Annotated in this window: 12 protein-coding genes; 9 read left to right on the top strand and 3 right to left on the bottom strand. The window is 49.0% G+C overall.

Going from position 1 to position 17,394, the window contains the following annotated elements:
• The first annotated feature begins 178 nt into the window (after positions 1 to 178).
• The 9 genes from D6024_RS25305 to D6024_RS27370 all read left to right on the top strand — a co-directional run bounded on the left by D6024_RS25305 (position 179) and on the right by D6024_RS27370 (position 13,040).
• Positions 179 to 3,442, top strand: a complete 3,264-nt coding sequence (locus tag D6024_RS25305; RefSeq protein ID WP_121357620.1) for a SusC/RagA family TonB-linked outer membrane protein — start codon at positions 179 to 181, stop codon at positions 3,440 to 3,442.
• 19 nt (positions 3,443 to 3,461) lie between these two features.
• Positions 3,462 to 5,066 carry a SusD/RagB family nutrient-binding outer membrane lipoprotein gene (locus tag D6024_RS25300; RefSeq protein WP_121357619.1) on the top strand — a complete coding sequence of 535 codons (1,605 nt, stop codon included), beginning with the start codon at positions 3,462 to 3,464 and terminating at the stop codon, positions 5,064 to 5,066.
• A 176-nt stretch (positions 5,067 to 5,242) separates the two neighbouring features.
• Positions 5,243 to 5,833, top strand: a complete 591-nt coding sequence (locus D6024_RS25295) for an HD domain-containing protein (protein ID WP_121357618.1) — start codon at positions 5,243 to 5,245, stop codon at positions 5,831 to 5,833.
• Positions 5,834 to 6,532 carry an HAD hydrolase-like protein gene (locus D6024_RS25290; RefSeq protein WP_121357617.1) on the top strand — a complete coding sequence of 233 codons (699 nt, stop codon included), beginning with the start codon at positions 5,834 to 5,836 and terminating at the stop codon, positions 6,530 to 6,532.
• Positions 6,533 to 6,536: 4 nt separating this feature from the next.
• The gene (locus D6024_RS25285; protein ID WP_121357616.1) at positions 6,537 to 7,844 is read left to right on the top strand and encodes a DUF5690 family protein; all 1,308 of its coding nucleotides are present in this window, start codon (positions 6,537 to 6,539) and stop codon (positions 7,842 to 7,844) included.
• Positions 7,834 to 8,976 carry a TIGR03364 family FAD-dependent oxidoreductase gene (locus D6024_RS25280; RefSeq protein WP_121357615.1) on the top strand — a complete coding sequence of 381 codons (1,143 nt, stop codon included), beginning with the start codon at positions 7,834 to 7,836 and terminating at the stop codon, positions 8,974 to 8,976. The genes D6024_RS25285 and D6024_RS25280 overlap by 11 nt, the downstream gene beginning before the upstream one ends.
• A 39-nt stretch (positions 8,977 to 9,015) precedes the next feature.
• A complete protein-coding gene (locus D6024_RS25275; protein ID WP_121357614.1) occupies positions 9,016 to 11,730 on the top strand; it encodes a YncE family protein in 2,715 nt (904 codons plus the stop codon).
• Positions 11,731 to 11,789: 59 nt separating this feature from the next.
• Positions 11,790 to 12,656, top strand: coding sequence for an alkaline phosphatase family protein (locus D6024_RS25270; RefSeq protein WP_240410161.1), 867 nt, complete (start codon positions 11,790 to 11,792; stop codon positions 12,654 to 12,656).
• Positions 12,657 to 12,743: 87 nt separating this feature from the next.
• Entirely contained in the window at positions 12,744 to 13,040 is a 297-nt protein-coding gene (locus tag D6024_RS27370; RefSeq protein ID WP_240410160.1) for a hypothetical protein, read from the top strand.
• Between the two features lie 655 nt (positions 13,041 to 13,695).
• Here the strand turns inward: D6024_RS27370 and D6024_RS25260 are convergent.
• Genes D6024_RS25260 through D6024_RS25250 form a run of 3 tightly spaced genes read right to left on the bottom strand, consistent with a single transcriptional unit; the run spans position 13,696 to position 16,996 of the window.
• Positions 13,696 to 14,829: an alkaline phosphatase family protein gene (locus D6024_RS25260; RefSeq protein ID WP_121357612.1), complete on the bottom strand. Its 1,134-nt coding sequence runs from the start codon at positions 14,827 to 14,829 to the stop codon at positions 13,696 to 13,698.
• On the bottom strand, positions 14,830 to 15,387 hold the full coding sequence (locus D6024_RS25255; RefSeq protein ID WP_240410159.1) for a YncE family protein: 558 nt from the start codon (positions 15,385 to 15,387) through the stop codon (positions 14,830 to 14,832).
• 13 nt (positions 15,388 to 15,400) lie between these two features.
• The gene (locus D6024_RS25250; protein WP_121357610.1) at positions 15,401 to 16,996 is read right to left on the bottom strand and encodes a phosphatidylinositol-specific phospholipase C/glycerophosphodiester phosphodiesterase family protein; all 1,596 of its coding nucleotides are present in this window, start codon (positions 16,994 to 16,996) and stop codon (positions 15,401 to 15,403) included.
• Between the last annotated feature and the right edge of the window lie 398 nt (positions 16,997 to 17,394).

Genomic DNA, 17,394 nt, shown 5'->3' with positions numbered 1-17,394 from the left:
CTCGTAATCCATCATTTCTATAAGTTGAGTAATGCGAAGCCTGTGCTTCCAATACTGTGTTTAATGCGTGCGGAAATTTCATTTACGTGTTTAATATTGGTTAACCTTTTCGTAATTTACAAACAATATCTCCTTAACACAACCCGGATAGGTTTGCGCTCTGAAATCATTTTCCATTATGAAGCAAGTCTATCCAAAGGTCAAACTGCTGCTCCTTTTGTTTGTCTCTTTTTCCTTCAGTTTTCAGCTCTTTGCACAAACAGCTCCAATCAGGGGAAAAGTAACAGATGTCCAAACAGCGGCACCGATTGCCGGGGCAACAATTGCGGTGAAGAATTCAAAAGCGGTGACGACCACCAATGCCGCGGGAGAATTTACCATTCGTGCTAATGACGGCGATATCCTTACCGTTAGCTTTATCGGTTACCAAACCATTTCATCGAAGATCACCGGCGATTTTGTGCCAATAGCCCTGGTTCAAAACGATGCACGGTTAAATGAAGTGGTGGTGACTGCCACCGGTATCAAAAAAGAAGTCAAACGCCTGGGTTATGCCACGCAAACCGTGGATGCCGGCCGCCTCACACAAGCCCGCGAACCCAATCCCCTCAATTCCCTGAAAGGGAACGTGGCCGGTTTGTCGGTGAACATCAATCCGGAAATGGGGCATGCGCCAGGCATCAGCCTTCGCGGCGACGGTGCTCCCATGTACGTGGTAGACGGTGTGCCGATGACGTCCGATACCTACAACGTAAACCCGGATGATATCGAAAGCTTCACTATTCTCAAAGGCCCCAATGCAGCGGCGCTGTATGGCTTTGCCGGTCAGAACGGTGCCATCATCATTACCACGAAAAAAGGCAGCCGGAACAAAAAAGGCTTTACTGTTGAATTCAACACGAGCAACCAGTTTAGCAAAGGTTTTATTGCTTTGCCAAGAGTACAGGACGAATATGGTCCCGGTGAATATGGCACCTATGCGTTTGGTGATGGAAAGGGCGGTGGAGTGAACGATTATGACTATGATGGAGGCTGGGGGCCCAAACTGGACGGCCGCTTGCTGCCGCAATACGACGGCCCGTTCGATCCCAACCAAACCTACACGACCAAATTTGAAAATGGTTTAACCTATACAGGACACGTCAAACCCACACTATGGGTAGCCAGAGGAAAGGACAACCTGCAGCGCTTTTTGCAAACGGGGCTTCTCTCCACCACAAGTCTGGCCCTGAGTTCTTCTTCCGAGAAAACCGATTCACGTTTTTCGGTGGGCAATACTTACCAGCGCGGCATTGTGCCCAACACCTCGCTGAACAACTTTAATGCAACGGCCAACCTGACCCAGCGTTTTACCAACCGGCTCACGCTGACCACGTATCTGAATTACAACCGGCAATCGACGCCCAATCTGCCGGACGTGAACTATGGTCCCAACAGCATCATCTACAACATGACCCTTTGGGGCGGTGCCGACTGGAACATTGCCGACATGCGTGACTACTGGCAGGCGGGCAAAGTCGGTGTGCAGCAGAAATATGCGGAATACTGGCGCTACAACAACCCGTATTTCATGAGTTATGAGTGGCTGCGCGGTCATTACATGAACAACGAGTACGGTTATGTGGCACTGAACTATAAGTTGAACAACAACATTGACTTCCTGGTGCGCCCCAGCGTCAATGCCTACGACTTTTTCAATTCGGAAAAAGTGCCGTATTCGGCCAACTCGTACCGCAGTGCATCCTGGGGTGATTACCGTGAGGACAGAAGATCCCTGTTCCAGACCAACATCGAAGCACAGGCAAGATACCAGCGCAACCGCATCCTGGGCTTCCTGGATGTACAGGGTTTACTAGGCGCCAACCTTCGCAACTTCAAGTTCAACTCGAACTATACAACCACCAACTACCTCAACGTGCCGGGCATTTACGCTTTCTCCAACTCGCTGAATGCAGTGCAGGCCACTTCGTTCAATTCGGGAATGAAAGTGTTGAGTGGTTATTACTCTTTTGACATGGGTTACGGCTCGTACGTGACGTTGAATGCCACCGGCCGTGTGGACAAATCATCGACACTGCCAACCAATAACAACACGTACTTCTATCCTTCGTTTAACCTGGCCACGGTGATCTCCGAATATGTAAAACTTCCCGAGGCGATCTCTTTTGTCAAAGCAAGAGCGTCCTTTGCGGAAAGTAAAGCCGGTGGTACGGCCAGTACCTTCTCGCCGAACATCAGCGGTCTGCCGGGTAGCGAATATGGCTATGCCTATCCTTCTCCGTATGACGGACCTTCTTACCAGTTCTCAAGAACCTACACGCTGTCTCCTTCTTACAACAATATCAACAGCGCCAGCTATTCCAATCAATCCATCGATCCGCTGATCAAAACCAACAGTCGGAAAGCATGGGAATACGGTTTGGACCTGCGGTTCCTGAAAAATGCAATTGGTGTGGACATCACCCGCTATCATTACCGGAACACCGGTATTGTATCGAAGGGAATGTCGGCTGCGAGTGGTGATTATTCCAACCTCACCAACGGCAATACCTACACCAACGATGGCTGGGAAGTGGCCGTAAATGCGACGCCTTTCAAAAACCCGAATGGCTTCAACTGGAACGTGGCTGCCAACTGGTTTACATTCAAAAAAGTGTGGGTGAACAACTCCAATCCGAACAACTATGTGAAGAATGGCACCCGGACCGACTTGATATACGGCAATGCCTTTGTCAGAACGCCTGACGGGCAACTGGTGCACGACGCCAAATCTGGTCTGTTGCTGCGCTATTCTGATCTGGGTGTGACGGCACAGAAAGTATACGGTCATGCCGACCCGGACTGGCAGTGGGGGGTAGTGAACACACTTGGTTACAAGAACCTTTCCCTGCGCTTTCAGTTTGACGGCATGGTGGGTGGCGTAATGGAAGATTATGTGCGCAAGAAAACCCTGCAGGGTGGACGTCACATTGAGACTGCAGAAGGTGCCTTCGGCGATGCCCGTCCGAACGATGCCAGGGGATCGGCCGCCTATTCGTATGTAGGCCAGGGTGTGGTATTGACCGGTGCACCCATCGTGCTGGACCCCATCACCGGCGAGATCACCAACATGAAGGGCCTGACGGTATCCCCCAATACAAATCCGACATCCGTTCAGGGTTATGTTTCCCGCATGGCCAGCATTCCCGATCTGGACATGATCAGCAAGACCTATGCAAAACTGCGGGAAGTGTCGCTGAGCTATGCGTTTCCGTCTACGCTGTTTGGCAACAAAGCCTTTTTCAAACAGGCTTCCCTGTCGCTGGTGGGCCGTAACCTGCTGTACTTTTTCCCGAGCCGCTACAAAGATGTGGATGTGGACCAGTATACGCAAGACAGCGGCTCCAATTTGCAGACACCCACGACCCGCAGCTACGGTGTGAACCTGAACCTTGTGTTTTAATTTTAAAAAGAAAAGAAAAATGAAACTTCTGAAAAATATATTTCTCGCAGGACTGGCAGCCGCCGTGTTTACCTCCTGCAACAAAGAGATCAACGACCTGCAACACGATCCAAACAAAGCTACGACGGTAACACCCGACCTGATCCTCGGTGCGGTGCTGAAAGACATTTCCGGCACCGGCAAAGAAGGGGCGCTGGGCGGCATCAATTCTTGGGACAACGTGCACAAATACAACCAATATTTCCTTGGTGCGTATGGCTACTATGGCGACAACCAGTACAACTGGCAGAGCGGCTCATTCGACAGTTACATTGCCCTGAAAAACGTGGTGCAGATGGAAAAAGAGGCGACAACCCGAGGCCTTCCCGCTGTCAATCCCTATGAAGCCATTGGCAAGTTTACAAGGGCCTGGTATTTCTATAACCTGTCGTCCATGATGGGGGACATTCCGCTGACGGATGCGTTGCAGAGCATTAACAATCCTACGCCATCGTACACGCCGCAAAAAGAGGTGTTCAAGTACGTGCTGAACATTTTGGATACCGCCAACACGCATTTTGCCAGCCTGATTAATGAAGGTAACAACACCATTGCCGGTTCGGTGCAGGACATTTACTTTAACGGTGATCTGCGCAAATGGCAAAAAACCGTGAACTCGTTTAAATTACGGGTGCTGATGGCCTTGAGCAAAAAAGCCAGTGACGCCGACCTGAATGTGCCCGGCCAGTTTGCGGCCATCGTGAACAATCCCACAAAATACCCGGTGTTTACCAGCCAGGCTGATGATTTCAAGTTTACCTATGTGCCCACGTATAACCAATACGCTTTGCATGCAAACAATTTCGGTTCGACGTCTTCCCGCTATGGCATGGCGCAGACCTATATCAAAACACTCACCGACCTGAAAGATCCCCGTGTGTTTGTCACGGCTGAACCGGCGTGGAAGATCGTTGATTCGCTCAACCTGAATCCAACCAACTTCAGTGCTTTCGTAGGCGAAAGCACTGGCCAGTCCATTGACATTATTGAAACGGAAGCCAGTGCCCGGCTGTTTTCCTTCATCAACCGGAAGCGGTATTATTCCACCTTTACCGGTGAACCCGATGTGCTGATCGGTTACAAGGAGCTTTGCTTTAACATGGCCGAAGCCATCAACCGCGGCTGGATCACCGGCGATGCGGAAGCATGGTATAAAAAAGGCATTGTTGAATCAATGAACTTTTATGGCATTGATGTAGCCCAATCAAACTTTACCGCTTACTTCCTGAAGTCAGGTGGCTTGAGCAACATCGCGCCGTATCCGTTTACTTTCAACTTTACCGATTATTACAACCAGCCTGCTGTCAAATATGCCGGCGGTACAACTGGTTTGCAACAAATCCTGGTACAGAAATACCTTGCCTTTTTCCAGAACTCCGGTTGGGAGGCGTATTTCAACTATCGCAGAACCAGTATGCCGAGTTTTCAGGGCGGAACAGGCGTAGGTAACAATGGCATCATTCCGTTGCGCTGGGGATACCCGGCTGCGGAACAAAATCAGAATGGCGCCAACTATAAAGCTACACTGGATGCGCAGTATGGCGGATCGAACGGCATCAACGGTGTGATGTGGCTGATCAAATAATTTCTTGTCCTTAAACCGAGGCTTTTTCGAAGGCTTCGGTTTTTCTTTGCTTCAAAAAAGGAGTTGCGTAAACGTAACTTTTTGCTGCGTTCGTTAACAGAACTGTCCCGTTTTTAAATCCATACTTTATCTTAACAGAAATCCATAATCACCTCAACCAAAAAATCTAATCATACATGAGCGAAACGACACCCGCTATCAAGGCCCTGCAAACCGCCAACGAGATCATGCGGTTGTTTGAACGTTATGGCGACGAAGACTACGATGGCGAACCTGTTTCCCAGGCTTCGCACATGATCCAGTGCGCCATGCTGGCGATGGACCATGCCTGCGATACGGAACTTATTCTGGGCGCCTTTCTGCACGACGTTGGGCACTTTCTCAAACACGAACAGGCCACCGAAGCCATGGGCACTTACGGCGTGGTGAACCATGAAGGTGTCGGCGCCGCTTATTTGCGGGAGAGAGGCTTCCCGGAGCGCATTTGTGCTGCCGTGGAGCAGCATGTGGCGGCCAAGCGTTACCTGGTGGCAACCGATGCGGACTATCAAAAGAAATTATCACCGGCCAGTGTACAAACCTTGCAATGGCAGGGTGGACCGATGTCAGCGGACGAAGTGCGAGAGTTTCAACAGCACCCTTATTTTCACGACATCATCAAGGTGCGCTTTTGGGATGAGGGCGCCAAGGATACAAAAGCAACGCTTTTGCCTCTTTCTTTTTTCCGCACCATGATACAGGAATACTTAGCCAATTCAACAAATTAAATGCAACCAACCATAGAACTTATCGTATTTGATATTGCTGGCACCACCGTGAAAGACACCGGTGCTATTGCCCTTGCTTTTCAAACAGCCCTGCGGGAATTTGGCTATCATATTCCGCTGGAGCAGATCAACCCGCTGATGGGGTACAAGAAAACAGAAGCTATCAAAAAAATGCTGGAAGTGTACGAGGGGGATAAGGTTAGGATCACGGATGAATTTGTCAACACGATTCACCAGCGCTTCCTGGAGTCGATGGTGGAATACTATCAAACCACCAAAGACCTGCAGTCCCTGCCGCATGCCGAAAACGTTTTTCATTCGTTGAAGGAACGCAACATTAAAGTGGGATTGAACACCGGCTTTTCCAAAGAAATTACGGAAGTCATAGTAGAAAGATTAGGCTGGGTGAAAAAAGGCCTGGTGGATTATGTGGTCTCGAGCAACGAAGTTGAAGCCGGCCGGCCGCATCCTTTCATGATCCGCAACATGATGCAAAAAGCCGGGATCATTGAACCGAAAAAAGTGGTGAAGGTTGGCGACACTGAGGTGGATGTGAATGAAGGAAAGAATGCCGATTGCCTGTATTCCATTGGTGTGACAACCGGTGCTTTTAAAAGAGAAGAACTCGAACCCTACGAACCTTCTTTTATCATTGATGATCTATCTGAGTTGCTCCGGATTGTCGACAACCATTCCTGAACCGATGTTTTTTCTTCCTTCCTTTCATCAACGCCTGTCCGGGATGCCGCAATGGCTGATCACGGTGTATGCGGCGGTGTGTTCGTTTGCCACCTATTTCTGCATGTATGCCTTTCGCAAGCCGTTTACGGCAGCGGGTTTCCAGGGGCAGTATTTTTTGCACATTGATTACAAGGTCTGGCTGGTCACGGCCCAGGTGATTGGCTACATGCTGAGCAAATTTTACGGGATCCGTTTCATCTCTGCGATGAAAGGCGCCAACCGTGCCGCCACCATTGTGCTCCTGATTTTGATTGCCTGGATTGCCCTTCTGTTTTTTGCCCTGACGCCGTCGCCATACAACATACTCTTTCTTTTTATCAACGGCTTTCCACTGGGCATGGTATGGGGACTGGTGTTCAGTTATCTTGAAGGAAGAAAGACCACGGAACTGATGGGCGCCGTGCTGTCGGTGAGTTTTATCTTTTCGTCCGGTGTGGTGAAAAGCCTGGGCAAGTCCCTGGTGGTGAACAGGGGTGTCAGCGAAATGTGGATGCCTTTTTTTACAGGAGGCCTGTTTGTGTTGCCCATGATCTTGTTTGCCTGGCTGCTGCATCATGTGCCGCCACCGACCGAAGAAGACGTACGCCTGCGTAGTGTCCGAAAACCAATGACGGGGCATGAGCGAAAACAGTTTGTGTCCATCTTTCTGCCGGGGATTATCGTGATTGTTTTTACCTATGTTCTCTTAACCATCCTGCGTGATTTCCGGGACAATTTTGCCAATGAACTCTGGACAGAGTTGGGCTACAGCAGCCAGCCTTCCATCTTCACCAAAACGGAGATCCCGGTTTCGCTGATCGTGCTGTTTTGTATGGGGCTCCTGATCCTGGTGAAAGATAATTTCAAAGCCTTTTTGATCAATCATTATATCATCATGGCCGGTTATGCGCTGGCGCTCATTGCTACCGTTTTATTTACCCGGCAAGACATTGGTGCTGTTGCGTGGATGACACTCATCGGAACGGGTTTGTATCTGAGTTACGTGCCCTTCAATGCCCTGTATTTCGAGCGGATGATCGCTTCCTACAGAGTGACCGGCAACGTGGGCTTTATGATGTACATCGCTGATTCGTTCGGGTATTTGGGAAGTGTCCTTGTGTTGTTCTTAAAAGAATTTCTCGGATTGCAATTATCCTGGACTACATTTTTCGTCGGTGCGGTTTTTCTGGTTTCATCTGTCGGAATGGTTGGGACAGTTGTTGCTTCGATTTACTATAAACGAAAATTTCATTCTTCATCTTTGCCAATAAAAGAAGTTTATGCAGCGTGAAAAAGCCATTGTGATTGGTGCAGGTATTGTCGGACTGGCAACGGCCAAAAGCCTTGCGGAAAGGGGTTATGCTGTGGCCGTTTTTGAACGCAACGAAAAAGCCATTGGTGCGTCCATCCGCAACTTCGGGATGTTGTGGCCCATTGGTCAGCCGGATGGTGGATTATACGAAAGAGCCCTGCGCAGCAAAGCCGTTTGGAAACAGGTTTGCACCGAAGCCGGGTTGTGGTACAGCGAGACGGGTAGCTTTCACCTGGCTTATCACCCGTTGGAATGGCTGGTGCTGCAGGAGTTTGCTGAGGCCAGCAAGCACCGCCCCGTAAAATTGTTAACCGCTGCGGAGGCAACCAGCCAAAGCGAAGCTGTCAATACGGACGGTTTGCTGGGCGCTTTGTGGTGCGCCGATGAAATGATTGTAGAATCCCGCGTGGCCATTGAAAAACTTCCGGCTTACTTGCAACAGAAATTTGGTGTTCAGTTCCATTTCAACACCGCCATTACGAACATAGAATACCCGGTTGTTTCCTCCGGAAAAAGAAGGTGGGAGGCAGATGTAATTTATGTTTGCAGCGGCGCCGACTTTGAAACTTTGTATCCTGAAGTTTTTACCGCAAGTGCCATCACCAAATGCAAACTGCAGATGATGCGCCTGATGGCGCAACCCAACGGCTGGCGCATTGGTCCTTCGCTTTGCGGCGGACTGTCGCTGACGCATTACAAGGGGTTTGAAGTAGCCCCCACGTTGCCGCAGTTGAAACAACACTACCAGCAAACGATGCCTGACTACGGAAAGTGGGGCATTCACGTAATGGTGTCGCAGAATGGCGAAGGCGAACTGACGGTTGGCGACAGCCACGAATACGGCCTGGTGCACGATCCCTTTGACAAAGAGTTCATCAACCGGATGATCCTCGATTATTTGAAAACATTTGCCCGCTTCAAGGACTGGCAAATTTTGCAAACCTGGAACGGCATTTATCCAAAAAGCACTGATGGCGCTACCGAATTTATTCATCAACCCGAAGAAGGCGTGACCATCATCAACGGCTTGAGTGGCGCCGGTATGACGCTGTCCTTTGGACTAGCCGAAGAAGTGGTGCAGCAAATGACCGGTCCGTCAATCGCGGTTTAGCCATCATTTATTTTAAACTTTTTTTTGTATTCTTTTCTAATGCGACTTTTTTTTGCTTTACCCCTTTCTCTTTCCCTGCTGCAGGCAGCCGCACAAACAGCCCCGAAAACCATCACGACCTTGCAGGTGCCGGGAATCGCTGAATACACGCACATTGATCGCAACGGTACTTCTGTATTGCCCAGTGGCCGTTATGTAACACCGGCCGGACAAACCATCACGATCACACACGATCCCTTTGGTATGTCCATCTCACCGGATGGAAAAAAAGCCATCACCCTTCACAATGGCGTTTTTACAGTGATTGATCTCGCCAGCCTGCAAACCGTTCGTGTACCGAGCTATGATAAAACCTTTGCTTCACCTTTTTCCAACGGTTCGTTTCTTGGCGTGGCGTTCAAAGACAATAAAACGGTTTTCCTCAGCGGCGGCGACAACGGTGCGGTTCTCCTTTACGACATTGAACGCATGGTGCGGCTGGATTCCATTTCCTTAAATGGGAGAGTGGGCAACACAATCTTTGATGACAGCTTCACCTCCGATCTTTTGTACAACGACAGCAACAATGAGTTGCTGGTGTTGGATCGTGGCAATTTTCGCGTGGTGCGTATTGATTTGAGTTCTAAAAAAATCACGGCTTCTATTCCTGTCGGTCGCCAGCCTTTTGGTCTCACGTTAAGCCCAGACAAAAAGCTGGCTTTTGTTGCCAATGTGGGCATGTATGCCTATCCGCTGATCGAAGGTGCTAATGAAAAGAATTATGATTCGCTGCTAATCTCCCATCATCCGTATGCGAACAATTCCAAAGAATCCATTGAAGGAACGGAAGTGGAGGGACGGAAAATTCCCGGCGTGGGTTCACCGAATTCGCCGGAAGCGATGAGTGTGTTTACCATTGAGCTGGCAACCAACAAAGTGATGGACAAATTCAAAACCGGTTACCAGATCGGCGAGATGGTGGAAGATGCCGAAGTGGTGGGTGGCGCCAGTCCCAACTCGATTGCCGTAGGTGACAGATATGCTTATGTAACCAATGCGACCAACGATAATATTTCAGTAATAGATTATCGTACACACAGGATTGTTCGCCAAATTCCCATCAAAGTGGATGCACGAATTGATCACTACCGTGGTCTCTTGCCTTTTGGCTTAACACTGAGTAAAGACGAAAAAACCTTGTATGTGGCTTTACTTGGTTTTAATGCCGTTGCGGTGGTGGATGTGGAGAAAGGAACCACCAAGGGATTGGTCCCAACTGGCTGGGGTCCGGCAAGGGTGAAATTATCCGCCGATGAAAAAGAGCTCTACGTGATCAGTTGCCGTGGACATGGCGCCGGGCCGAATGGCGGAAAAGATTTTACAGTTCCAGTGCAGGGCACCTACATTGGCGACATTCAACTCGGCACGTTTCAAAAAATCAGCATGCCCGATGCTTCCCAACTGACGGCGTACACGAGGCAAACATTGCAAAATACGTTTCAACCGGCTACCGTTGCAGTGAACAAAATCAATCCGCTGCCTCCACTGCCAAAATCGTATCAAAGCCCTATCAAATACATTGTTTACATCACGAAGGAAAACCGCACTTACGATGAGGTGCTCGGGCAGATGCCTACCGGCAAAGGCGATCTTACTTTGGCCCGCTTTGGCGTCAACGTGAATGTTTTTTCAAAGATGGATACTGTGCTGCATGCCGATGTGATGCCCAATCACGCCAAGGCGGCAAAGGAGTTTTCGTTCTCGGATAATTTTTATTGCGACAGCGATGCGTCTATTCACGGGCACCACTGGATGATGGGTGTGGTCCCCAACGAATGGGTGGAAACCAATTCCAGCGTAAGCAAAACTGCAAAGGTTTTTTCCAAAGCACCAGGCCGTCGTTTCCCTGGTTCCACAGGCAGCATAGACCCGGAAGATTATGCGGAGATAGGTGGCCTCTGGGAAGCCTTGGAACGAAGCGGCGTTTCCTTTTACAATTTCGGCGAGGCCAACGAAACGGCGCATGTGCGGGAAGAATGGCAGGACACCGCCACTGGTGCGGCGCATGGTGTGATGGTGCCCATGCAAAAGGCTTTGTTTCTACGCACCAGCCACGATTATGCCGGCTTCAACACCAACATTCCCGACCAGTTCCGCATGGAGCAGTTCGAACGGGAATTTACCCGCCTATGGTTGAAAGGAAAGCAGAAAATGCCGCGACTGCTGACCATGCAGGTTCCAAACGATCATGGTGCCAAACCAAGACCGGAGCACGGCTATCCCTATCTGCAGTCCTACATGGCCGACAATGATCTGGCCATTGGTCGCATTCTGCATTTTCTTTCCCGTACACCCTATTGGAAAAACATGCTGGTGATCATTACTGAAGATGATCCGCAGGGTGGCGTGGACCATGTAGATGCACACCGCAGCGTGCTGATGATGGCAGGACCTTATGTGAAGCGTGGTTACACCAGTCACACACATGCCAACTTTGGTTCAATCCTGAAAACGATCTACAACATCCTTGGGGTAAATTACGTCAACCAGTATGATGCAACGGCCACGCTTTTGCAGGACTTTTTCACCGATAAGCCCGATTACGCACCGTACACGTTTGTTTTTCCGGACAAGCGGGTGTTTGATCCGCAAAGGGCTATGGATCGCTACAGCCGCACCATCGACTGGCGCAAAATAGAGCAAGGCCCGAAGATGGATGACGAGGACGAGCAGCGGGAGGACCATTACAAGAAAAAAGAAAAACCAAAAAAGTAAGTGGATTGACAACAGCAACTCAGATCCGACCGGATAACTAAATTTTAGTCTTCAAACACATGATGAGGATGAAGGGCAACGGCATTTTTTCAGTTACGGTTTTATTGTTTTGTCTCACCGCCAGTGCACAAAAAGGGGCAAAAAAAGCCCTGTTTATTATCGTGGATGGCATACCGGCCGATGTGGTGGAGAAAGTGGCGACACCCAATCTGGATCAGATTGCAGCAACAGGCCATTACAGGAGGGCTTACGTGGGTGGCGAAAAAGATGGCTATTCGCCGCAAACCCCCACGATATCAGCTGTTAGCTACAACAGTTTACTTACCGGCACCTGGGTGAATAAGCACAACGTGTGGGACAACAATATCAAGGAACCGAACTACAATTACTGGACGATCTTCCGCCTGTACAAAGAGCAGTACCCGAAAGGAAAAACGGCTGTTTTTTCAAGCTGGACCGACAACCGCACCAAGTTCGTAGGCGAGGGGCTGCCGCAAACCGGCAACCTGCAACTCGATGATCACTTCGATGGATATGAACTGGATACGGTTCGTTTTCCGCACGACAAAGCGGGCGATTTTATGCACCGGATTGACGAGCAGGTCGCAACCGATGCTGTTGCCACGATTAAAAAATCGGCCCCTGAGCTTTCGTGGATGTATCTTGAATACACCGATGATATGGGCCATATGTACGGTGACAGCCCGCAGTTTTATGCTGCGGTGGAAAAAATGGATCAGCAAATTGGCCGCATCTGGGCGGCCATACAGGAGCGGCAAAAAAGATTTGGCGAAGACTGGCTCATCTTCATCACCACCGATCATGGCCGCGATGAAAAAACAGGCAGGGGGCACGGGGGGCAATCACCAAGGCAGCGGACGACCTGGATGGTGACCAACCTGAAACGCATCAACGCCTATACGTAGTATGCTCAACCCGGCATTGTTGATATTCTTCCCACCATTGCAAGGCATCTGAAGATTCCCATCCCGAAGGAGCGGGAGATCGATGGCGTGCCGCTCAGCGGTGCTGTTTCGGTGGCGCATCCAAAAGCAGTGCTCATCCAAAACAGCATCGATGTTTCCTGGCAGGCGTATGGTGCAAAAGGCACAGCGAAGATCTGGCTGGCAACGGCCAACAACATGACAGCCGGTGAAACGGACACGTACCAGTTGGTAGGCGAAGTGCCGGTAGCGAAACAACACCTGCTGATAGATGTAAAGGACAAGCCTTCAGGTTTTTACAAGATCATTGTGGAGGGGCCTTACAACGCAATAAACCGTTGGGCGATCAACGAAGAGAAAAACTAACAAAGCGTGTTGTTACTCAAAAAAACAACCGGCTAAAACTGGCTTCGATCAAAACCTGCAATCCTTGTTATGTTTTCTGATGACTGGTAAACCCGGCCCTGGCGTTTCCCATGATCGCAACCTTTCCCGCCGGGGAAGTGTTTTCAGGGAATAAGCGAGGATCTTCGTCAGAAGGCCGGGCAGTGACGTTGTTTTCCTTCTCAACGCTTTCAGGAGCGGAACGTAGTGTCCTGTTCATTTTCATCCTGGTGCTTTGGCCAAAGCCGCTTGCCACCGGGCAGGAAGCGTAATTTCATGCAGGTGCTATTGTTCCGTTCTAAAAGCCGATAACAGAAAGACCCGCTGTAGAAACAGCGGGTACACAAGAGAAAATAACGCTTCGATTGCAAATACTTGACTGCTTTGTGCTGCAAAACTGTGCGAACAGAATGTTATCAAAACATCACGTTTGTGTGAAATGATATTTGATGCATGAATGCACCATGTTAAACGGTTGAACTTGGCTTCATTGCTGCCGTATTTTGTAAGCATCGGCCTAACACAAAGACAGTCCTGGTAACGAGAACAAAGGCCATACGCAAACTGCCATAAACATGAAAATTAAAATACTTCATCTGCCTGGTCTTATGTTTTTAAAGAAATCTGCAAATTGTGTTCATTGGCTTGGCTGTTTTTTGATGGCCTGGTACTTTTGATCGCCCTTGGCATAATTCCAGATAATACGGTTCATCGCCTCGTCTTTGCCACCGTCCACTTCGTTGAACAGTTCATTCAAGGATTCCAGCGCATATTTTCGCTCCTTCCCCTTCAGTTGCGTTAGGGCAGCGTTCATTTGATCCAAGGGAACGTTGTTGGTCATTGCCGTAAACCGGAAATCCCTTTTTACGGGATTAAAGCAATCAAACATAGGTGTTGCTGTGGCATCAATGACATTCATGGGCGGAATACTCAGGATCTGTTCAATGGTACGCACCATGGAGGTTTGATTGTAGTTTGTGGCTGTCACGCCTGGCTTCGAATAAGGGCTGATCACCATTCCGATAGTACGGTACGCAGAAATGTGATCCCAACCACTTTGCGAGGCATCTTGGGTGACGAAGATGACCGTCGAGTCCCAGTATCTACTGTGCGAGATTTTTTCAATAATCCTTCCCAGCGCCAGATCATTGTCTGCCACCATCGCATTCGGCGTAGGCCAGCCGGGTGAGGTGCCAACAGTATGATTGTTTGGCAGGGACAGTACCATCAGCTCAGGAAGGTTATTGTTCTGTTCAAATGCTTCCCATTCTTTTATAAATTCCGTGGCCCGCTGTTGGTCGCTGAAGGTCAGGTTGTCACAATCGGGATAAGCGGGTGCAATGATGTTCTCAATCCGCTTAATGGTCGTCGTGTTGTGCCAGAAGGGCTTTGTGCCTGATTGGTATTTCGCATAGAGATCAGGCCACTTTAGTTTTTTATCATAAACGGTTGTGCAGGCCTCTCCATAAATCCTCACGGTTTTACCATGGTCCATGGCTTGGTTCCAGATAAACCCCCGCTTGTTATACACCAACGCATCTTCCTGGCGGTGCGGATAGCTCCGAAGCCAGGCTCTTACATTTTTTTCAACGTAGTCGGAAACCATAGCGGCATCTGTCCACTGGTGTCCTTCGGCGCTGGATTTGCCGGAGGCATAGTAATTATCCATCCATCCAAACTGTTCGGCAAGGGCATGTTCGTTTGGGGTGATCTTTTTTCCAAACACACAAAGACTGCTGTCGCCCCGGCCCTGGTGCATATCACCAAACACCTAGTCATAGGTCTTGTTTTCTTTGATAATGTAAACGACATGCTTAAACACTGACGGCTCACCCAATCGCTGCGGTACGGGCTGTGGTGCGGTGCCTTTTCTGGGGGGTAGGTTTGTCTCCTGCAATCGGCTCATCATATTTTGCTGATAGACCTGACGGGTGTAGTTCTTCAGTTCTGGTGCCGACGGAAGAGGAATAATGCTCACCGATGCTAGTTGGTTGTCAATGACCATGGCGTTTTTGGGAGGCATAGACACGTGAGCGCCGGTTGATTCAAGGTTGGCTACAACCAGTAAATTGTTTTTTACCATCAGGCCGGCAGGGCAGGCTTCTGTGGGAATAGAACCGGTGATCAGTGATTTTTGTAGGAGGCGATTTGCGGAATGCTTGCCCAACCAAATGATGGCAACCGCATTGTCCAGTCCATTTGATACATACAAATAGCGATTGTCTTTACTTAGCGCTAAGCCATTTAGCGAGCTGCCTTTCGTTTGCTGTTGGTTTTTGAAAATGCCGGTTGCAATTGTTTCTACAATGTTAAAAGAGCGTGTATCCATGACAGAAATTTGGTCACTGGAGCCGTTGCAGACATAAACATATTGTCCGTCCAAACCGGCCAGGATCGCATTCGGGTGCAGGCCTGTCTCCACTTCTTTGAGGAGCTTTCCATCCGAGGCGCGGAAAATGGAAACGGTACCTCTTGCGGTAGCGCCAGTTTTCGGATCGGTATAAGCCAGGCCCCCAGGGAACGCCAGTTCTTTCTTTTGTGGAGTCTGTTGCTAAAGGGCCGGCCCAGTTGGTGACATAAAGATTTCCATTTGCCTTTGTAATGCCATAAGGCGCCACACCGGTCTGCGCTTTCCATATCACGGATTTATCTGACCATTTAAGCTTTACCAGTTCATTGTTTCCGTTCAGCACGACATAGACATAGGTGATCCCTTTTTCATTTGCTATGCAGATCTCATTCGGAATGGCATTGGGGGCTGGTGATTTATTATCAAAAGGAACAGAACCGATGTTGCTGATTTTTCCCTGCCATTGCGCATACATCAGAAAACTATGGCTGCCGTTTCCTTCCGCTGCACTCCAGACAATGAAAGTTTGAAGGTCGGTAGTGAAAGTCTTAATACCTGAATACGTACTCATAAAGTTCTTAAACCGGGCATCCTGCCTGAAGGTGAAGCGGTCAACGATCTTCCCGGAAATGGGGTCAAGCACAACAATGCTGTAACGGTCTTCCACCACAACAAGATTTTCATTGGGCAGCGACGTCACATCGAGGGCATGGTTTTCCAGCGCAGGATCGCCAAAAGGAATGACTTTTCCTGCACTTCGGATCAGACGGTTGTACGGCATCAGCGTCAGTCTGTCATTCCGGGAGAGTGAATTTGCGGAAGAAGCGTTTTGAAGAAAAGAGGATAACCTTTCAATACGATCGGTATTGATATAATCCACACCCAATTCGACAAACTGTTTCCAGGCGGAGGGCCCGTCAGGGCAACCCCAGAAGCGAAAAGGTTTATGGCGTGCATGTATTTTTTGAATGACTTGTACCAGTTTGTTTTTTTCTTCTGCAGGTAAACGGCCTGATCCTTTCCATTTTGAATAGTGGTGAAAATCGTCACTGATCATGGCAATTTTATTCAGAGCCTCTTCAGTATATGCTTGGTTTGGCGTTCCATCAAAATAGATAAACGAAGGAAACCGGCTATAATCCGCTTCTCTTGGACGATTGCCGCTGATGACAACCCGGAGAGTCGGACAGTGAATGATGTCCGGAAAATCCTGTAGCTGTGATATCAAGGAATGTAAGGTGCTGTAAGCTTCTGATTTAATGTCAACCAGGAGTTGAAGCGGTTGGTCCTTTTCCGTGTAAGCAAATCCCTGGTTGGCTCTTATGACTTTTGCAAGTGGAGCGAGGTACAGATCGGAAAGAAGGCGGCCTTTTTTCAATTCCGATGAATCGTGCGCCACCACCAATTGCCCATTGGCTAAAAAGATATCGGCTTCGATGGATTCAAATTGGTGCTGATAGGCGGTGAAAAAAGGGACAGCTTGTTCGTAGTCGTTGTGTGAATGCTGAGCTGCTGATTTTAGAAAGCGGCTCTGTGCTGCTGCCTGCAAAACAAAACCACAAAGAATAAAAAGAAAGGTTGCTCTCATAGATTGATAATTACAAAATATATCCTGGCGGCGGAAGGTAGAAGGTTCTGTTTTAGCAGTATGTAAACATTTGATTACAAATGCGTTTACGAATTATTATGAAATTGTTGAGGGGTAAAAATAGCCCTCCTATTCTTTCGGATTTGCATAAAAATATTTTGACGATGCATGGGAGAAAAAAGACGGCATTATGCACCGGGCTAATAATAAGCCTGGCTTTTTCATGTGTTGACTACCAGCCTTCGTTGGAGCTTATTCTCGCTTTGAATGGCGAAGCGAAAATCCTCCTACAACATGCAGAAGCGCCAGGGAACTACCTGGAACGATGATCTTGGCCGTTGCAGCGAACACTTCAAGCGCATTTAAAAATTCCTGGATAACAGCCTTACGTTGGCAAT

The organism is Flavisolibacter nicotianae (assembly GCF_003628535.1).
Taxonomy (GTDB): Bacteria; Bacteroidota; Bacteroidia; order Chitinophagales; family Chitinophagaceae; genus Flavisolibacter; species Flavisolibacter nicotianae.
Note: the sequence above shows the minus strand (reverse complement) of the source record. Positions and strands in the feature narration are given on the sequence as shown.

What these genes read in the sequence shown, in the direction of transcription:
- D6024_RS25305 (WP_121357620.1), top strand. Translation starts at nt 179, where the DNA reads ATGAAGCAAGTCTATCCAAAGGTCAAACTGCTGCTCCTTTTGTTTGTC.
- D6024_RS25300 (WP_121357619.1), top strand. Translation starts at nt 3,462, where the DNA reads ATGAAACTTCTGAAAAATATATTTCTCGCAGGACTGGCAGCCGCCGTG.
- D6024_RS25295 (WP_121357618.1), top strand. Translation starts at nt 5,243, where the DNA reads ATGAGCGAAACGACACCCGCTATCAAGGCCCTGCAAACCGCCAACGAG.
- D6024_RS25290 (WP_121357617.1), top strand. Translation starts at nt 5,834, where the DNA reads ATGCAACCAACCATAGAACTTATCGTATTTGATATTGCTGGCACCACC.
- D6024_RS25285 (WP_121357616.1), top strand. Translation starts at nt 6,537, where the DNA reads ATGTTTTTTCTTCCTTCCTTTCATCAACGCCTGTCCGGGATGCCGCAA.
- D6024_RS25280 (WP_121357615.1), top strand. Translation starts at nt 7,834, where the DNA reads ATGCAGCGTGAAAAAGCCATTGTGATTGGTGCAGGTATTGTCGGACTG.
- D6024_RS25275 (WP_121357614.1), top strand. Translation starts at nt 9,016, where the DNA reads ATGCGACTTTTTTTTGCTTTACCCCTTTCTCTTTCCCTGCTGCAGGCA.
- D6024_RS25270 (WP_240410161.1), top strand. Translation starts at nt 11,790, where the DNA reads ATGATGAGGATGAAGGGCAACGGCATTTTTTCAGTTACGGTTTTATTG.
- D6024_RS25255 (WP_240410159.1), bottom strand. Translation starts at nt 15,387, where the DNA reads ATGGATACACGCTCTTTTAACATTGTAGAAACAATTGCAACCGGCATT.
- D6024_RS25250 (WP_121357610.1), bottom strand. Translation starts at nt 16,996, where the DNA reads ATGAGAGCAACCTTTCTTTTTATTCTTTGTGGTTTTGTTTTGCAGGCA.